At 39.0% G+C, this 17,335-nt stretch carries 13 protein-coding genes; 5 read left to right on the top strand and 8 right to left on the bottom strand.

Going from position 1 to position 17,335, the window contains the following annotated elements:
- Positions 1-107: 107 nt before the first annotated feature.
- The 5 genes from ABFC98_01360 to ABFC98_01380 all read left to right on the top strand — a co-directional run bounded on the left by ABFC98_01360 (position 108) and on the right by ABFC98_01380 (position 9,558).
- Positions 108-353 (top strand): transketolase C-terminal domain-containing protein, encoded by a 246-nt coding sequence (locus tag ABFC98_01360; GenBank protein ID MEN6444675.1) that lies wholly within the window; start codon positions 108-110, stop codon positions 351-353.
- Positions 354-615: 262 nt separating this feature from the next.
- Entirely contained in the window at positions 616-999 is a 384-nt protein-coding gene (locus ABFC98_01365) for a 4Fe-4S binding protein (GenBank protein ID MEN6444676.1), read from the top strand.
- An 8-nt stretch (positions 1,000-1,007) separates the two neighbouring features.
- Positions 1,008-3,140: an aldehyde ferredoxin oxidoreductase C-terminal domain-containing protein gene (locus ABFC98_01370; protein MEN6444677.1), complete on the top strand. Its 2,133-nt coding sequence runs from the start codon at positions 1,008-1,010 to the stop codon at positions 3,138-3,140.
- A gap of 227 nt (positions 3,141-3,367) precedes the next feature.
- The gene (locus tag ABFC98_01375) at positions 3,368-6,163 is read left to right on the top strand and encodes a T9SS type A sorting domain-containing protein (GenBank protein MEN6444678.1); all 2,796 of its coding nucleotides are present in this window, start codon (positions 3,368-3,370) and stop codon (positions 6,161-6,163) included.
- A gap of 368 nt (positions 6,164-6,531) precedes the next feature.
- The gene (locus ABFC98_01380; GenBank protein ID MEN6444679.1) at positions 6,532-9,558 is read left to right on the top strand and encodes a FlgD immunoglobulin-like domain containing protein; all 3,027 of its coding nucleotides are present in this window, start codon (positions 6,532-6,534) and stop codon (positions 9,556-9,558) included.
- Positions 9,559-9,670: 112 nt separating this feature from the next.
- On the opposite strand, the gene murA is transcribed toward ABFC98_01380, so the two are convergent.
- The 8 genes from murA to ABFC98_01420 form a co-directional block, all read right to left on the bottom strand.
- The gene (gene murA, locus ABFC98_01385; GenBank protein ID MEN6444680.1) at positions 9,671-10,924 is read right to left on the bottom strand and encodes a UDP-N-acetylglucosamine 1-carboxyvinyltransferase; all 1,254 of its coding nucleotides are present in this window, start codon (positions 10,922-10,924) and stop codon (positions 9,671-9,673) included.
- Between the two features lie 14 nt (positions 10,925-10,938).
- The gene (gene prmC / locus ABFC98_01390; GenBank protein MEN6444681.1) at positions 10,939-11,760 is read right to left on the bottom strand and encodes a peptide chain release factor N(5)-glutamine methyltransferase; all 822 of its coding nucleotides are present in this window, start codon (positions 11,758-11,760) and stop codon (positions 10,939-10,941) included.
- Positions 11,757-12,674: a response regulator gene (locus ABFC98_01395; protein ID MEN6444682.1), complete on the bottom strand. Its 918-nt coding sequence runs from the start codon at positions 12,672-12,674 to the stop codon at positions 11,757-11,759. The genes prmC and ABFC98_01395 overlap by 4 nt, the downstream gene beginning before the upstream one ends.
- Before the next feature lies 1 nt (position 12,675).
- Positions 12,676-12,984, bottom strand: coding sequence for an STAS domain-containing protein (locus ABFC98_01400; GenBank protein ID MEN6444683.1), 309 nt, complete (start codon positions 12,982-12,984; stop codon positions 12,676-12,678).
- 57 nt (positions 12,985-13,041) lie between these two features.
- Positions 13,042-15,153, bottom strand: coding sequence for an elongation factor G (gene fusA / locus ABFC98_01405; protein ID MEN6444684.1), 2,112 nt, complete (start codon positions 15,151-15,153; stop codon positions 13,042-13,044).
- A 709-nt stretch (positions 15,154-15,862) separates the two neighbouring features.
- Positions 15,863-16,393, bottom strand: coding sequence for a thioredoxin family protein (locus ABFC98_01410; GenBank protein ID MEN6444685.1), 531 nt, complete (start codon positions 16,391-16,393; stop codon positions 15,863-15,865).
- Positions 16,393-16,785, bottom strand: coding sequence for an OsmC family protein (locus ABFC98_01415; protein ID MEN6444686.1), 393 nt, complete (start codon positions 16,783-16,785; stop codon positions 16,393-16,395). Before ABFC98_01415 ends, ABFC98_01410 begins: the two co-directional genes overlap by 1 nt.
- Before the next feature lie 35 nt (positions 16,786-16,820).
- On the bottom strand, positions 16,821-17,276 hold the full coding sequence (locus ABFC98_01420; protein MEN6444687.1) for a MarR family transcriptional regulator: 456 nt from the start codon (positions 17,274-17,276) through the stop codon (positions 16,821-16,823).
- Positions 17,277-17,335: the final 59 nt, after the last annotated feature.

Consider the following 17,335-nt stretch of genomic DNA (forward strand, 5'->3'; position numbering starts at 1 on the left):
GTATGTGGGTGTGTGGAACCTCTGTCGCCAATGCGATAAAGCCAGTTGACACTCTGCGTGAAGAAGGTCTATTTTTGGAACTGCTATAAGTTTCTTCGCCTTTGCATTTGGATATTGCCCAATTGAAGTCCGCAGCCAATAAGGGCATTATTTTCAGTGTAGAAGATCATTCTGTAAATGGTGGCTTGGGAACTTCCCTTGCCGATGCGTTGGCAACTAATTCTCTTTGCGCAAAACTGGTGAAAACAGGAGTTAAACAATACCCGATGTCTGGCGAATCCAATGAATTATATCATTGGGCTGGTTTGGACACTGCTTCCCTCATTGCCACAGTGAAGAAAAATATGGAATAAAGTGAGCAGTAAAAATAGTAAGAACTATATCAACGGAGCGTAAATCACTTTAGCATATTCTCTGTTTTATTAGTGGGGTGGATACTCTACATTGGTATCTATTATCATATATATTAGGAACTTGCATTAGAATAATGTCCCTTTGTTTTCCCTAATTTTCTTTTTTCCTTTTCCACTTGAGTGAAGAGAAAATATAGTTGACTTATAACAGGCGAAATTTATGATTGAACTTTAATTTAATAACAAGGGAGAATAACTAAAAATGAAAGTTCTAAAGACCCATCGGGACAAATGCATAACCTGTCATAATTGTGAAAGCGCTTGTTCCAAGCTCTATTTTAAAGAAGACAGTGCAGCAAAATCTTGTATAGAAATTAACGAAAATGTTTATCCTCCCGAAATGACGGTATGCAATCAATGCGGAACTTGTGTAAGTGTTTGTCCAACTCTGGCTTTGACTGTTAATGCTCAGGGAGTGGTATTGTTGAATAAAACTCTCTGTATTGGTTGTATGATGTGTGTGGCTGTTTGCCCCAATAATTCAATGCGTTTTGCCAAAGGTGTGTTAAATCCTTTCAAATGCATTGCTTGTGGAGTATGCCCAAAAACCTGTCCTGCGGAAGCAATAGAAATAATAATGGCTTAGGAGATAAAATGGAACGCAGATTAATTGCCGAATTCAAATATAACTTGGCACCTGTTATACAGGGTTATAATAAACGCTCTTTATACATTAATTTGAGCACTAAGGAAATTAAGGAAAAACCGGTTAGCGATCTGATGATAGATAAATTCGTAGGTGGAAAAGGTTTTGATCTTTACTTAATGTGGCACGGTGTAAAAGATCAGACAAAATGGGATAGTCCCGAAAATGAAATTTGTATCTCTTTTGGTCCTTTATGTGGAAATACCAGTTATCCCGGAAGCGGAAAATCTATTGTCACAACTATTTCGCCCTTAACGGGAATTCCGGTTGATTGTAATGTAGGTGGACATTTTGGTCCTTATGCCAAATTCTCTGGTTGGGATGCTATTGAATTACAAGGAATTGCAGAAGAGGAAGTGATTGTTTATATCGATGGTGATAAAGGAATGGTGCAAATACTTTCTGCTCCTGATGTAGAGATAAATAGTCATATTTTGGCGGAAGAACTGGTAAAAGAATTTGCCGATAATGAAAATAAATATCAGTATGTATCCGTTGTTTCCACTGGCAAGGCAGCAGAAAATGTTTTGATAACCTGTTTGAATTTTTCTTTTTGGGATAAGCGCAGAAAAGTTGCTCGTTTAAAACAAGCAGGTAGAGGCGGAACAGGTAGTGTATTCAGGCACAAGAAAATAAAGGCATTAGTAGTGAAATATTCGGGTCTGAAAGTGGATTCCAATAATCCGGAAGATTTGGAAACAGTTAGAATGAGAGGTCTGAAACTGCATAAGGAAATTGAAGCGGGTGATTCTACCCAAAATCGGATGCGACAAGTGGGAACTGCTCATTTGATGGAAATTATGAATGATTACGATCTTTTGCCGGTGCGAAATTTTAAATATGGTCAAAGCCCGGAAGCGGAGGGTTTGCATTCCCGTGAATTTATAGATCTTTTTACGCAAGGAATGCCTGATGGTTGTTGGTTTGGTTGTTCTATGTCTTGTTGCAAAGGGGTAGATAATTTTGAGCCCAGAACCGGTCCCTATAAAGGGCAAAAAGTATGTGTGGACGGTCCTGAATATGAAACTGCGGCTGGCTGTGGAAGTAATATTGGCGTTTTTAATGCGCGTGATGTTGTGGAAATAAATTTTTATTGTGACACCTACGGAGTGGATACTATTTCTTTCGGAACCGGGACTGCCTTTGCTATGGAATGTTATGAAAATGGCATTTTAAATAAAGAACGCACTGGTGGGCTGGAATTAACTTGGGGAAATGCAGATGCGGCTTTGGAACTTTTGCATCAAATGGCAAGAGGTGAAGGTTTTGGAGTAATAGTTGGACAGGGCGTGCGGAAAATGAAACATATTTTTGCGGAAAAATATGGAGCCGATCCAAAATTTCTCCAAGATATAGGTATGGAAGCCAAGGGCTTGGAATATTCACAATATCTTAGTAAAGAATCACTTGCTCAACAAGGTGGTTATACTCTTGCGTTAAAAGGACCTCAACATGATGAGGCCTGGCTAATTTTTATGGATATGGTAAATAACCAGATTCCTACCTTTAAGGATAAAGCCGAAGCATTGCATTATTTTCCTATGTTTAGAACTTGGTTTGGTTTACAGGGATTATGTAAACTTCCTTGGAACGACATTGAACCCGCAGATAATGCTGAAACCGATGAACCGGCAAAAGTTCCGGAACATGTTCAAAATTATGTGGATATCTATAAAGCCATTACAGGTAAACCACTGGATAAAAAGTCCCTGATTGAACAATCTGAACGGGTCTATAATTTCCAAAAGGTCTTCTGTTTGCGTATGGGCAAGGGAAGAAGAATTGATGATGTGCCACCCTATAGAGCGGTTGGGCCTGTTACGGAAGAAGAATTTCTTTCCCGTCAAGAACGCTATGATAAACAACTGAAAGAGAAGATAGGAATTGACCCGGAAGGAAAAAGTACCCAAGAAAAAATGGCGATTTTGCGTAATTACCGCGAAGATCAATATCAGCAATTGATTGATGCAGTTTATGAACGCAAAGGATGGAACAGAGAAGGTGTCCCCCAAATTGAGCACTTACAGAAAATCGGAATGGACTTGCCAGAAGTAATTGAAGTAGTTCAACGCTTTTTGTAACTGGATTTTTTGTAGTAGAACTATTCAAAGTGTTACATAGTGGTTTAGGAGAGTTTTTCTATTCCTGCTAAATGTGACATAAGCCCTCTCTTTTATTGGTCAAACGGTCTTTTTAGACCTTATGAAGATTGAGCTTGACCAGATAATGGAAAGCAAAAATAATTGATTTAAACAAGAAATTGTTGTATTCACTATAGAATAATTATTTAAATATAAGGAGTTCTAAAATGAAAAACATAGTTATGCTTGTTATCACTTTGATGCTACTAACTACTTTAAGTGGAATCAATAGGATTTGTCCTGATACAGGAGAAACAATACCAGAATTTGTCGTATCTGATTCTTATTCTAATGAGATGCCAGATTACTCTCCTCAAGAAGGTAGGGATGTAAATTCCTGGAGTGGAACAGGTCCTTGGGGAGGCAATGTTCGCTACCTGACAACTGATCCTTCTAATAATCAACTTGTATTTGCCGCTTGCGGTTCATCTCTCACAGCAGTGGAAGGTGGTGTTTATTTTAGTAGTGATGGTGGAATTAATTGGCAACCAACTACTTTGCCCCGGAAGGCATATAATGCAGTGGCAGCTTCAGTTTCTCAACCGGGAACTTTTTATGCTGGCGCTCGTAACGGTCTCTATAAAACTACTGATTTTGGTGTAACTTGGAATGCTTTTGGCCAAACATCTTCCTACATACTTGGTTTGGGAGTGCAAGCTAACAATGGCAATGTTATTGTGATGGGCAAATCAAGTAATACCGGTTTTCTCGTTTCTACGGATGGTGGAAGTACTTTTAATGCCGTTGGTGTAAATTCAGGTTTTATGCGTATGTTTACATATTGTTCTGCTAATCCACAAAGAATGTTTGTTGTAATGGGAAGCTCAACTTCTTCTGTGCTGTCCAGCATTGACAATGGCCAAACATGGTCTGCTTGGGGTCCGGCAGGTGACGGATGGGGTATGTTCATTTCTCCAACGGATAGTTTATTTGCCTTAATTGCTCATGCTAATGGCATTTACAGAACTACGGACGGAGGTGCAAATTGGACTAATGTATCCACAGGAACATTTCGCAGCGTAACTGAATATAACGGTATCTATTATGCCACTAATAATGCCGGGGGAATTTATGAAAGTAACGACCAAGGACTTACTTGGCTGGTATCTAATCCTCCCGTAGTTCAATCAACTTGGCAATCAGCAACCAGTACAGGTTCTGGAGCTTTGCTGGGTCATTGGGGAGGAATTTTTCGTGCCACGGCTTACCAACAACCGGTTGTGGCATCGCATACAGGTCTTAATTTAGCGTTGGTTCACGGTTTGGCATATTATAGTGATACTAACGAACTTTGGGGTGGAACCGAAGGTAGCGGTATCTACAAAAGTTCTGATAATGGAGCAACTTGGCAACAGAGTGTTAACGGTTTGGGTAATTGGATGATCTATGAATTACAACCTACAAACCATTTATTCTACCAGTCAGGTCGTATGTTAGCTGGAACTTTGGATGGTGTATATACTTCTTTAGACAATGGTAATACCTGGTCTTATGTCCACTACCAAGGCAGCCAAGTTTCGGCTTGTGAAGTTCATCCAACCAATCCTGATATCTTTTGGATTGGGTCTGCCACGGGAGAAATTAAATATACTACTGATGGTGGGCAGAGTTTTAATTTATCGGGTGGCGGCTTTTTTGGATTTGCTCCCCGGTTGAAATTAGGCAAAGGACCAACAGGTAATCTCCGCCTATTTTTGTGCTTTCAAGGTAGTGCCACTGCCATTTGGTATTCTGACGATCTGGGGGTAAATTTTCAACCTTCCACAGGTATGGAAGGAACCACCTATCAACCAATGGTTGCTGTGCGACCAATTATAGGTGATCAACCTCAAATAATCTATGCTTCCAGTAATGCGGGTGTGTATAAATCCGTTGATAATGGAGCTACCTATTCGCTTACTTCTATGACTGGATTCAGTTGGAGTGTTCTATCCGGATATTCACAACAAGTGGTTTCCGGTAAAGACAATGGAGTAAGCTATAGTATGGATGAAGGTGTAACTTCCAGTTCCCTAACTCAGAACTTGGAAAGCGGAGCCAATATTTGGCAAATTGTTTGGGGCTCAAGTACTAACCAATTATTTATTGCACTGCGAACACGCGGCGTGATGGAAAATCGTTTCAGTAATGATGTTTATTTATCACCCAATGGGTTAACTGCCATTCCAGCTAATCAATCAATTATTTTAAACTGGACACCCGTGACAGGAGACATTCTCCCTGTCTCATATCTTATCTGGCGCGATGCTTATCCACTTATATCTATTGCAGCATCTGAAACATCGTACACAGATACAGGGTTAATAAACGGACAGCAATATAAATATTGTATTACGGCGGTCTATGATAATCAGGTTCAAACATCACCTACAGAAATCATTACAGCCATACCTACCATTCCGGAGAATCCCCCTGTGCAAAATTTAACTGCTACAGTGGATAATGGCACTATTCATCTTAGTTGGGACTGTAGCGGACCCAATTTGATCGGTTTTAATGTATATCGTCAAAGTGTATTAATTGCGCATATCATTGATCCCGTCATTAGGTATTATACAGATACTAACTTACCTGCGGGTGAATATTTGTATGCAGTCACGGCATTATATTTAACCGGGGAATCCGCAGCTGTGTCTCTTACAGTAATTGTTCCCGTTGCCAATGAAGATCTCACTGCACCTATTTTAGTAACAGGTCTGCATTCCAATTATCCTAATCCCTTTAAGCAGTCAACTTCCATAAACTACAGCATAAAAGAAAATACACCGGTTACGATAGAAATCTACTCCCTAAAGGGGCAATTAATTAGAACTTTGTTAAAGGAAAATAAAGCTCCCGGTGCATACAGTATAGATTGGGATTGCAGAGATAATTCCCGCAAGCTTGTCGCTGAAGGTATTTACTTCTATAAAATGAAAGCTGGTTCCTATTCTGATACCAAAAAGATGATTTTGCTAAAATAATCAAACCCGGCGCAATTGGATATAGTATTCTGAATTCAGCGTTCAGTTTTCGGTAAACCGATTCTTTTATCTACTGCAATGGGATGAAAGACCTATAGCTAAGTGTCTATCTAAAATTGACCTCTCAGTTTTGAATAACTTTCCGTTTGGAAGAAATCTTGCATTATTAAAAAAAGCAAGAGAAATTTACTGCTATCGTGAATTATCTGTAACTGCTCCGCTTATACTTGCATAAGTGGTTAAGATGATGATTGGATAGTGATTTCTGTGGTCTAAACAGACGAAATTATCTTTCTAATGGAGAATAGATTCCGTAAGAAATGCGGAAGGATAGGTAATGCGAGTTTACAACATAAGGAGATGTTAGAATGAAGAAAACAGCCATATTGGCACTTTTTGCCCTTATTGCTTCAGGGCTTTTTGCCATTTTGGAATGGAATGAATCCGTAGCAATCAGGCATGGAGTTAACATTGAATGGTTTAGAACCGGTGTCGAAACAACCGATGGTGGAGCCGTATATGTTTGGTCAGATACAAAACTGGGAGAGCGAGATCTTTGGGCTCAGAAAGTTAATGCAAATGGAAATATGGTTTGGGGAGAGCCACTTCTGATAGATGGTAAACCAGATCGCCAGGAAGATCCTGTAATAACCAGAACCACTGATAATAATTTTGTTATTGCCTGGATAGATTTTTCGTCCGATATGGATGGAGATGTTTATGCCCAAAAAATAGACAATCAAGGAAATTTATTATGGCAGCAGGGAGGGATTCCTGTCTGCACACTCTCTGGGATGCAAATTTCACTAAATATGGAACCTGATGCTGAAGGTGGAGTTTATATCGTGTGGGTAGATAGTCGCCACCCGAGTAAAGATCTTTATGGCCAGCATTTATCGTCAACAGGTAGCCAACTTTGGTTAGTGAATGGCATTCCTATTGCTGATGGGCAGGGAGATGAAATTCAGAATACAATGTTACCTGATGGTCAAGGTGGTTTTGTTATTGCCTACACTCACACTTATGCCGATAATGATGATCTCTATGCCAAGCGTTTTAATGCTTCAGGGACTATGGCTTGGACCAATCCATTGATCATTAGTAATGCTGAGGGGAGTCAAGCTGAGATCAAAATGGCTTCCTTAAATGATGGAGAGTTTGTTTTTACTTGGCAGGATAAGAGAAACGCCAATACCGATATTTATGCCCAGAAAATTAACTTGGCAGGGAATTTACTTTGGGGAAATTATATAGTTGTTTACAGTGATCAGGATACTTTGCTGATTCCGCAGCAGAACCCTCGTATTGTAAAAACTTCAGATAACGGAGTTATCATAATCTGGGAAGATTACCGTTTAGATAATCAAAATCCAGACCTTTTCGCTCAAAAATTGTCATCAGCAGGCATTAAACAATGGGATGAAGAAGGCATTGCTTTATGCACGGCAGAATTTGCCCAAACCGGTCCTCGTTTAGCTGCAGATAATAATGGGGGTTGTTTTGTAGTATGGGATGATTTACGCAATGGCAATGCTCCCAATGATGATATTTATGCTCAACATCTTTCTTCAACTGGTGTTGCTTTATGGCAGGCAAATGGAAAGCCAATTTGCACTGCCCCCAATCAACAAAACGGCAGTTTGATAAAAGTAAGCAATAATGATGTCTTTATCAACTGGATGGATGCACGCAACGGCAGTGTAGGTATATATTATCAAGCACTAACTTATGATGGTACAATTCTTCTGGCGGCAAATGGAGTGGAAGTATTTTGGGGATTAAGTGGTGATACGCCAATTGATAATTATCTCATTTTAAAGCGTAGTTCAGATGTAGTTATAATTTGGCAAGATACACGTTTTGCTAATGATGGCTATCGCATTTTCTTTCAGTTTCTTAATCCAGATGGCAGCGTAGATTTAGAACCGAATGGACATCCTGTAACCGCTTCAGTGGGAGGACATCAATTGACTCCTGCTGCCGTAGTTACTCCCGATGACCAAGTTGCCATTATTTGGGAAGATACCAGGGGAGAAAATCCTAATGTTTATGCTCAACTAATTAGTGCAGACGGAGAATATCTTTGGGGTGATCAAGGCATTAAACTTACCACCAATTCCCCGATAAGACAAAAAGATCCCTATATAACTTACTACAACGGTTCATTTTACTTTGGATGGTCGGGGTCAGATCAGCTGGGAACCAATTTCTATTACCATATTTATGGTCAAAGAATTATGAACGGACAAAAGATGTGGGGACCAAATGGAGTATTGATTTCCACCGTTGCTCAGAGCGATATGAACAACGAATGCACTCTCTATAGCTTAAATGATAATTATTATGTGTGGGAAAGAATAAATCCTTCTTTAGATACAAGAACTGTATGGGTTAAAAGAGTCGCAGAAGATGGATCCGCGATGGACGGTTGGAATGAAGAAGGTTTACAAACTTCTACATATAATAACAGCGATGACCTGAAACAAATGGTTCCTACTGCTAAAGTAACACCGGAAGGAATATTTATTATGTGGAAGGATTGGCGAGTAGATTATGTTCTCAATTATTGGGGACAGCATATTTCCGGAAATGGAACTTGTCTTTGGGATCCTTTAGGAGTTAATCTTGCTGATAATCACAGAGAGCAAGATTTTCCCAGTGTTAATGTTAACAGCAATGGAATCACTTTTACTTGGTGTGAAAATATTGATGGCACTCTTGATATTATGGCTCAGAGATATTCCTTTCAGGGAAATTCCTTATGGAACAATAACGGCATCTATATTGTGGAAAAAGATTCCACCCAATCTTATCCTTCTCTTGCCTGTTTTTCCAATAATGGTTATATTGTTAGCTGGGAAGATTATGATACGGAAAGCAACCTATATTACAAATACATTCGTGAAAACGGAGAAATGATTGGCAATCAGTATGGCGAAGTTCTTTGCGATGTAGCCAAATCTCAATATAGGCCTCAAACTGCTATTTTAGATGATGAAGCATATATTGTTTGGGCAGATGGACGCTCCAGCGGTAAAACAGAAATCTTAGGTTTATATGCTCAAAAATTGAATAATGGAACACCCATCATTGATGAAAATACTCCTTCGTTACAAGATATGGTTTTAAACCAAAACTTTCCCAATCCCTTTAACCCGGAAACTACGATTAAATTCTCTTTGAAGGATAATACTTCATCCCTGAACTTATCCGTTTACAATGTTAAGGGACAGTTGGTTAAGAAGATATATAATGGTTCTTTGCAAAAGGGTCAATACAGTTTTATATGGAATGGAACTGACGAACTTGGAAAAGAGGTTGGCAGCGGAGTTTATTTTTACCGCTTAAGCAATGGAAATAATAATCTTCAGAAAAAAATGCTGCTGATCAAGTAAGAAAAGGATCACCTTTCGTAAAGTAACAGTTGATAATAAGAGAACATTAAAGTAGCCGGAGAACATAAATCTTTCTCCGGCTACATCATTTTCGTTAAAACCTGTATTAGGATTACACTACTTCTCTGGTAATTTTAGCTCCTATGGAATTAAGCTTTTTCTCTATTCTGTCATAACCTCTGTCTATATGATAAATTCTGGAAACGATTGTAGTTCCTTTAGCTACTGTTCCTGCCAAAACAAGTGCTGCACTGGCTCTTAAATCGGTAGCCATCACTTCCGCTCCACTAAGTTCTTTCACTCCACACACAGCTGCAATGTTTCTTTCCATTTTTATATTTGCTTGTAAACGGTTCAATTCCGCGATGTGCATATAGCGTTCTGGGAAAATTGTATCTTCTACGAAACTAACCCCTTCCGCCAAAGACATTAAAACTGTAAATTGCGCTTGTAAATCAGTCGGAAAGCCCGGATAGGGAAGAGTCATTAAATTTACAGGTTTAATTGAATCGGGAGGAATAACTGTTATGGCATTATCTTCAATCTCCAGTTCACATCCTGTTTCAGTTAACTTTTCCAAGACCGCGTTTAAATGAGCTGGTTCACAATTAGCTACCGTAATAGGACTTTTACTAAGGGCACCTGCAATCAGAAAAGTTCCGGCTTCAATTCTATCAGGAATCATCTGCATCTCAACCGGGAAAAGATGTTGCACACCTTCAATTTCCAAAGTTGTGGTTCCTTTACCTTTAATTTTGGCGCCCATTTTGTTCAATAAATCTATCGTTGAATCTACTTCCGGTTCCATCGCGGCATTTTGCAAACGCGTTTTACCCTCAGCTAAAACTGCAGCCATCAGAGCATTGATAGTAGCTCCCACACTGGATTTCGTAAAGTAGAGATCAACTCCTTTCAAACCGTTGGTTTGGGCATTTATATATCCATGTTCAACGGAGATATAGGCTCCCAAAGATTCCATCGCTTTCAAATGTAGTTCTATGGGTCTGGTCCCAATTGCGAATCCACCTGGTAAAGATACTTTTGATTCTTTTAAGCGGGCTAAGATAGGACCCAAAACATAAATGGAAGCGCGCATTTTACTAACCAATTCGTAAGGAGCTTCGGAAAAACAAACATCTCTTGAATCTATGCTCATTGTGCCATTTTCATAATCTACTCTGGCTCCCAGAACGCGTAATAAATGTGACATCGTTCTAAGGTCTATCAAATCGGGAACATTAAGTAATACTGATTTTCCTGTAGTAAGTAGGCAAGCAGCCATTGCAGGTAGAATGGCATTTTTAGCTCCGCTTACATATATTGTTCCAGTTAGGTTACGGTTTCCTTCAATAATGAATCGTTCCATTGTTTATCCTTTTTTTATCTGTAGAGAAACAAGTATCTGTCTCTTTCGTTCCAGTCCTTATAGGGGTCGATTTTTGTCCAGCCCTCTTTTTCAGCTGTTGCCATAATAGTTTCTTTTTGGGTTTCACCATATTCCAGAGCAAGAAAACCGCCAGTTGCAAGGTAGGCAGAACTTAACGATAGCAGTTTTCTATAAAACGCAAGACCGTCTTCTCCACCGTCCAAAGCTATGGTTGGCTCATAATCTCTGATTTTCGTTTCCAGTGAGGATAATTCATTAGACCTGATATAAGGTGGGTTGGATATAATGACATCATAAGTTTCACCATCTACGGGAAAACAATCAGCGAGGGAAAAATGGATGTCGGCAGAGTATTTTTGAGCGTTTTCTTTAGCAATATTTAGCGCAGAACTACTGATCTCGGTTGCGAAGACATTTAGAGAAGGCAAATTATATTTTAAGGCAATTGCTATTGCTCCACTGCCTGTTCCGATATCCAAAATTTTCTCCTTTCCCTTTAAGTGGTTCAAAGTTATTTCCACTAAATGTTCCGTTTCGGGGCGCGGAATCAAAGTAGCGGGATTAACTTTCAATTCCAAACCGTAAAAATAAGCTACATTTGTTATGTATTGAGGCGGCTCACCTTTTTCCAGACGGGAAATAGCTTCCGCGATGGTTTTTCTTTCCAATTCTGTTAGAATCCGCTTTCGCGAGAGAAAAATTTCATTTCTGCTCAAGTTCAGATAGTGTGAAATCACATACCAAAAATCTGATTCTGGAATACCTTCTGCCAGAGCTTTTTTCTGGACTTCGGAGATAAGCTCAGCTAAAATCATATCTGAGTGTTATTCAGCAACTTTTTACTTATTGAAACCTTCCTGCCTTGTTTGTCAAATTCCAATTTGTCGGAGAGATGATATAGCATAGAAATCCCTCTCCCGCTTTCTTCCAAATTCAGTTTTGGTTCTTCTGTAACTTTTTTTAACCACTTCTCATAATCAAAACCGGGTCCATCATCTTCCACGCTTATTTTAATCGTATTGCTTTTATGGCAAATAAAGAACTGGAAGCGTAACCGTTTAGCGGCAATTTCAGGTTGTTTAAGCCGTCCATTTATAATGGAATACAGTTCGTTATGATCAAGCATTCGTTCTTCCACGCTTAATCCAAGTGTGCCATGAATATAGGCATTATAAACCATCTCATCTACACAGATGAGAATTTCGTTCAGCAAATTGTGTGAAATATTGAAGTTTTGTTGCAGGAAATTATTGAACAACTCAGATACGGCAAATTTGGAAAAATTGCGAGGATCAAGCACAAAATTAAATTCTGCTTTTTCCAGGTTATTATAAAATTCACTAAAGTCCTTGCGTTTCATTTGGCGTTTATGAATTGCCTGAACAGAACGAAGTAACTGTTTGGTTTCTATTGGTTTGCGTATATAATCAGAAACACCCAGTCGGATGGCTTCACTAAAGTATCTATGGTCCAAAACATTGCTCGTTAAAATTACATCTAAATCTGGATCATAATCGTTACGCACTTTGGCAAGAAAATCCAAACCGTTTATTTCGGGCATTTCTATCCCACAGATAACCAAATTATACTCTGCGGATTCAATTTTATGTAATGCCTCTGTTCCGCTAAAAGCTATGTCAGCTATAAAACCATTAGTGTTCAATGATTTTGCCAAATCATCAACTACAGACCTGCTATCATCCACTACCAGAATGCGAAATTGTTCCATATTAGCCCAAATTAACCGTAAATAATTGATTCAATTTTAACATTGAGAACAGTTCATATACACTATTTGAACTGCGAACTACTTCAATTTCTCCTCCTTTGGTAATGAAATCTTTGTAAAACAACAAAATTTTCCCTATTCCTGTAGAACTAATATTCCTGCAGTCAAGTAAATCAAGCTCCAGAAGAGTTGCCTCGGACTTTAGAACTTCATTTAATTTCTCCTGAAGCAGATAGGCATTTTCACTGTTCAAGATGCCTTCAATCTTCATTTTAGCCACTTTGCCATCAATGGAAAGATCAATATTCATCTTTGTTACCTCCTCTCTTTTTTTTATTATTTTAAATTCATCTAAAATGTCAAGCATTTATTCCACATAACCGCGAATTCTTTTTAACACTGCATTTTGAACCTGCACCGGGCAAATCTCGTATTTTTTAAACTCCAGAGTGTATATGGCTCTTCCTTGGCTTAAGGAACGAATCCGGGTAGCATAGCCAAAAAGTTCTGAAAGAGGAACATCTGCCACAATTTCTTGTTGATATTCATTATGCCGACGCATAACTTCTATTTTTCCGCGCTTGGCGTTAATATCGTTCAAAATATCACCGGCAAATTCATCCGGAGACAAAACCGTCATCAGCATTATAGGTTCCATCAATACAGGGGAGGCATCTCTAAGACCTTTTCCGATAGCTATTCCAGTGGCAATTCTAAAAGCCGTTTCATTGGAATCCACCGGATTGTAGTTTCCTCCGATAAGTTCTATGTTTACTTTTTCCACATTGCCACTAATTAGAGGACCATCATTTAGAGCACTAAAAACTGCCTCTTCAATCGGTTTCCAATATTCAGGGGGAATTTGTTCCTCGGTTACTTTATTGATGAATGTATTTTTTGCATCCTCGGAGGGGTCTTTTATTATAAGGGGACTTAAGCGAAATTCTACTGCCGCATAATTTCCTTTGCCATTCATTTCGCGTTGGAAGACCTCAGCACTTTCGACTTCTTTAGTTATGGTTTCTTTATAAGAGACCTGCGGATTGCCCTGGTTAACGGCAATGCCAAATTCCCGCTTTAATCGATCCACAATAATTTCCAGGTGCAATTCTCCCATTCCTGAAATGAGAGTTTGCCCTGTGTCTTTATCTATATGAACCTGAAAAGTTGGGTCTTCTTCTTCCAAACGCTTGAGGGCAATATCCAGATTTTCTTGATCTGCTTTTGTTTTTGGCTCTATCGCCATAGCGATAACTGTATCCGGAAAGTGCATTTTGGAGAGCAAAACATTTTGCGTTTCATCGGTTATTGTATCTCCCGTAATTAAAAAACGAGAACCGACAAGGGCACCTATATCGCCTGCCTGAAGGCAATCCAAATCATTTTTACGATTGCTCATCATCTGTAAAATGCGGGCAGCTCTTTCTTTTTTACCGTTACTTTGGTTTATGAATGAGGAGCCCTTTTTTAGCGTTCCAGAATATACCCGAATGTAAACTAAACGGCCTACATACTTATCTATTTGAACTTTGAAAGCCATCGCTACAAGATTACCTTCCGGATCGGGAGCAATATCTACGGTTTGATGTGTTACAGGATCAAAACCTTGAGTTGCACCAATATCCAATGGCGAGGGCAAAAAATCGCAAATTCCATCTAAAAGAAGTTGTATTCCTTTATTTTTCAGTGAACTACCACAAAAAACAGGAATTAACTTACATTGTATCGTTCCTTTCCGAATGGCATCTTTCAGCAAATCCAAAGGGATATCATCCCCTTCCAGCACTTTTTCCAAAAGCTCTTCACTAAATTCACTAACCTTATACAGAAGTTCTTCGCGCATCGCTAAAGCGGATTCCAGATATTTTTCCGGGATGGGAGAGTGCTTCACTTCAAAACCACAAGTTAAAGGATCAAAATAATATGCCTGCATTGTTAGCAGGTCTATCACACCTTCAAAATTATCTTCTCTGCCGATCGGAATATTTACTGGATATGCATTAGGGGTAAGACGCTCTCGAATCATTGACACACAATGATAATAATCTGCCCCAATCCTATCCATTTTATTTACATAAGCCAAACGCGGAATATGATATCGATTTGCTTGATGCCAAACAGTTTCTGATTGTGGTTCCACACCCCCAACGCCACAAAAAACACCAATTGCTCCATCTAAAACTCTTAGCGAGCGTTCTACTTCCGCAGTGAAATCTACATGGCCGGGAGTATCGATAATATTTATTTGGCGATCATTCCAATAACAAGTTACCGTTGCCGAAGTAATAGTAATTCCTCTTTCGCGTTCTTGTTCCATCCAATCCGTAAATGTATTTCCATCATGCACTTCACCCATTTTATGCAAGTAACCAGAATAAAACAATATCCGTTCCGTGGTGGTCGTTTTACCAGCATCGATATGTGCCATTATACCTATATTTCGTATTTTAGAAAGCGGACTATCCGCATCGCTATTCATAAACAAGTCCTTTTAACAATTTGGAAACCAACAAATAAGAGGTTACTCTATTTGTCTATGAAAAAAGTGATAAATGCCTTATTTGGTTTTTCTTAATTTATAAATCGGTAACCAATGGTTGGATTGTTTCCTTTATCACTTTCCTTGCCCAATTTGGGCATATTATTAAACATCCAACCCTTTGTAACATAGAAGCTTATTGAACGACTCTCTTATGCTGCCGTAACACATCTCTTACATTGCAGTAATTTCGTTACGGCATCGTTACTGATTTGTTAGGTGAGCATCAGAAGATGATGCTGGGAGCAAGTGATACATTGCAAAAGTAAAAGAAGCCAAGCTAAGCATCTAAGTTAGGCATAAGTCCTATTTAGAGCAAATAGAAAAATTGCGGAACTTATGTAAGCTCCTACTTATCATAACCTAAAACGGGGAGGCAATATAGCTAAATTGCTAATGCTTACTTTCCGTTATAGCTGGAAGAAGTCATAAATAAGAATGCTCCGGGTAAGGGCTTAAGTAAGTATTTTATAGCGCCAAGCTCAAGATAAGCTTGCTCTGGAAATACATCCTGATTTACTGAGATGCCCTTCGCTCCAATCCCTTTTTCATCCTAAACCTGCTCAAACACTCATTTCTATGCACATTTCAAGCATAAGCTCTTGCGCTGAACTTTTTCTGTTAGCACAGGGTAATTTGGGAAAGATAATTATTTAATGGTCGCTTGTTTCAGCAAGTCCTGCAAATGGAGAACATATTTTTCCGCTCCACCGGGCACATAACCTGTTCTGGCTATTTCTTTTCCTTCCGTATTTAGGAGCACAACGGTTGGATAACCCTCAACATTAAATTCCTTCATCTTTTCTTGATTTGCTTTCTTCACTTCGTCAGTTTGCGGGATGGAACGAGGGAAATCCAATTTCAATAAGATTAGATTACTTTTGGCATAATCTTTGAATTTATCCTTACTGAAGACCTCACCTTCCAGTTTCTGGCACCAAATGCACCAATCGGAACCGGTGAAATCAACTAAAATTGGGTGATTAAGTTTTTTTGCCATAGATAATGCCTGATCCCAGTCAGTTAGCCATTCTCCAGGTTTTAGGTTCATATCTTCTTCCTCACTCGCATATTTTTCGGGGTTATTTAATACATCATCGCTGGTTACAGGTTTTTCTGTAGGAGTGCAGCCCAGCATAGTAATAACGGTGGTAATAAGTAGTAAAAAAATCCATTTCATCAGTTAATCTCCCTATCGTTGATTATTATTTTGGCAGTGATATCTGCGGCTTTATTTAACATAGCATTTACGGGGCAGTATTTATTTAAAGATAAATCTACGGCTTTTTTTATTTTATCGGTGGGAAGGTTTGCACCACGAAAATAAAAAAAAAGTGTGATTGTTCGATATATGGACGGATGCTCAGACATTACTTCTGCCTGAGCATCCATTGCCAAACTGTAATTTTGAACCTTCATTTTTTTGAGGAGGGATACAATATCCATTCCTGAACACCCAGTTAAAGCTGCCAGCAATAATGGTTTTGGTCTGGGACCAGCATTGCTGCCTCCAAATTGAGAATCGGCATCCATAACTATTTGGTGTCCATCCACTTCTGCAGTGAATTTCATTCCTCCAGACCACTCAGTTCTAACGAGGGCGGACATTATAGTCCTTCAATTGTCTCTTTCAAAACTTCCTCGTATTTATCTACATATTGTTTCAGTGCCTTGTAAACTGATTCAACATCTTTTTCAGGAAGTTTTTTTAGGATTTTCGCCTGTTGGTCTAAAACTGTCTGCAAGCTGTTTGCTGCCAGCTTTTTACCTTTTTCTGTAATCAGGGCATACCAACAACGACGGTCTTCTTCTGAAGGTTCGCGCATAACCAATTGTTTGTTAACGAGGTTATCCATAATCCTGGTTACACGACTGTGAGAAACATTCAGAACCTTCGCCAGTTCATTCATATTGGCGGGACCATTGGTTTTGTAAAGATGATTTAATAACATACACTCCATTCGTCCTGCCTGTAAGCAAGCTTTTTGTGCATAATCAATTTCGCTTAATACCATTTGTAAGCGAGTGATAAGATCGTGGAACTTGTTAGCATAATCAGCCATTTAATTCTCCTTAGTTAATTGTTTCGTAAATATTATAACCGGTTGATCCTAAATGAATC

The sequence above is a fragment of the Candidatus Cloacimonas sp. genome (assembly GCA_039680785.1).
In the GTDB taxonomy this organism is placed as follows: domain Bacteria; phylum Cloacimonadota; class Cloacimonadia; order Cloacimonadales; family Cloacimonadaceae; genus Cloacimonas.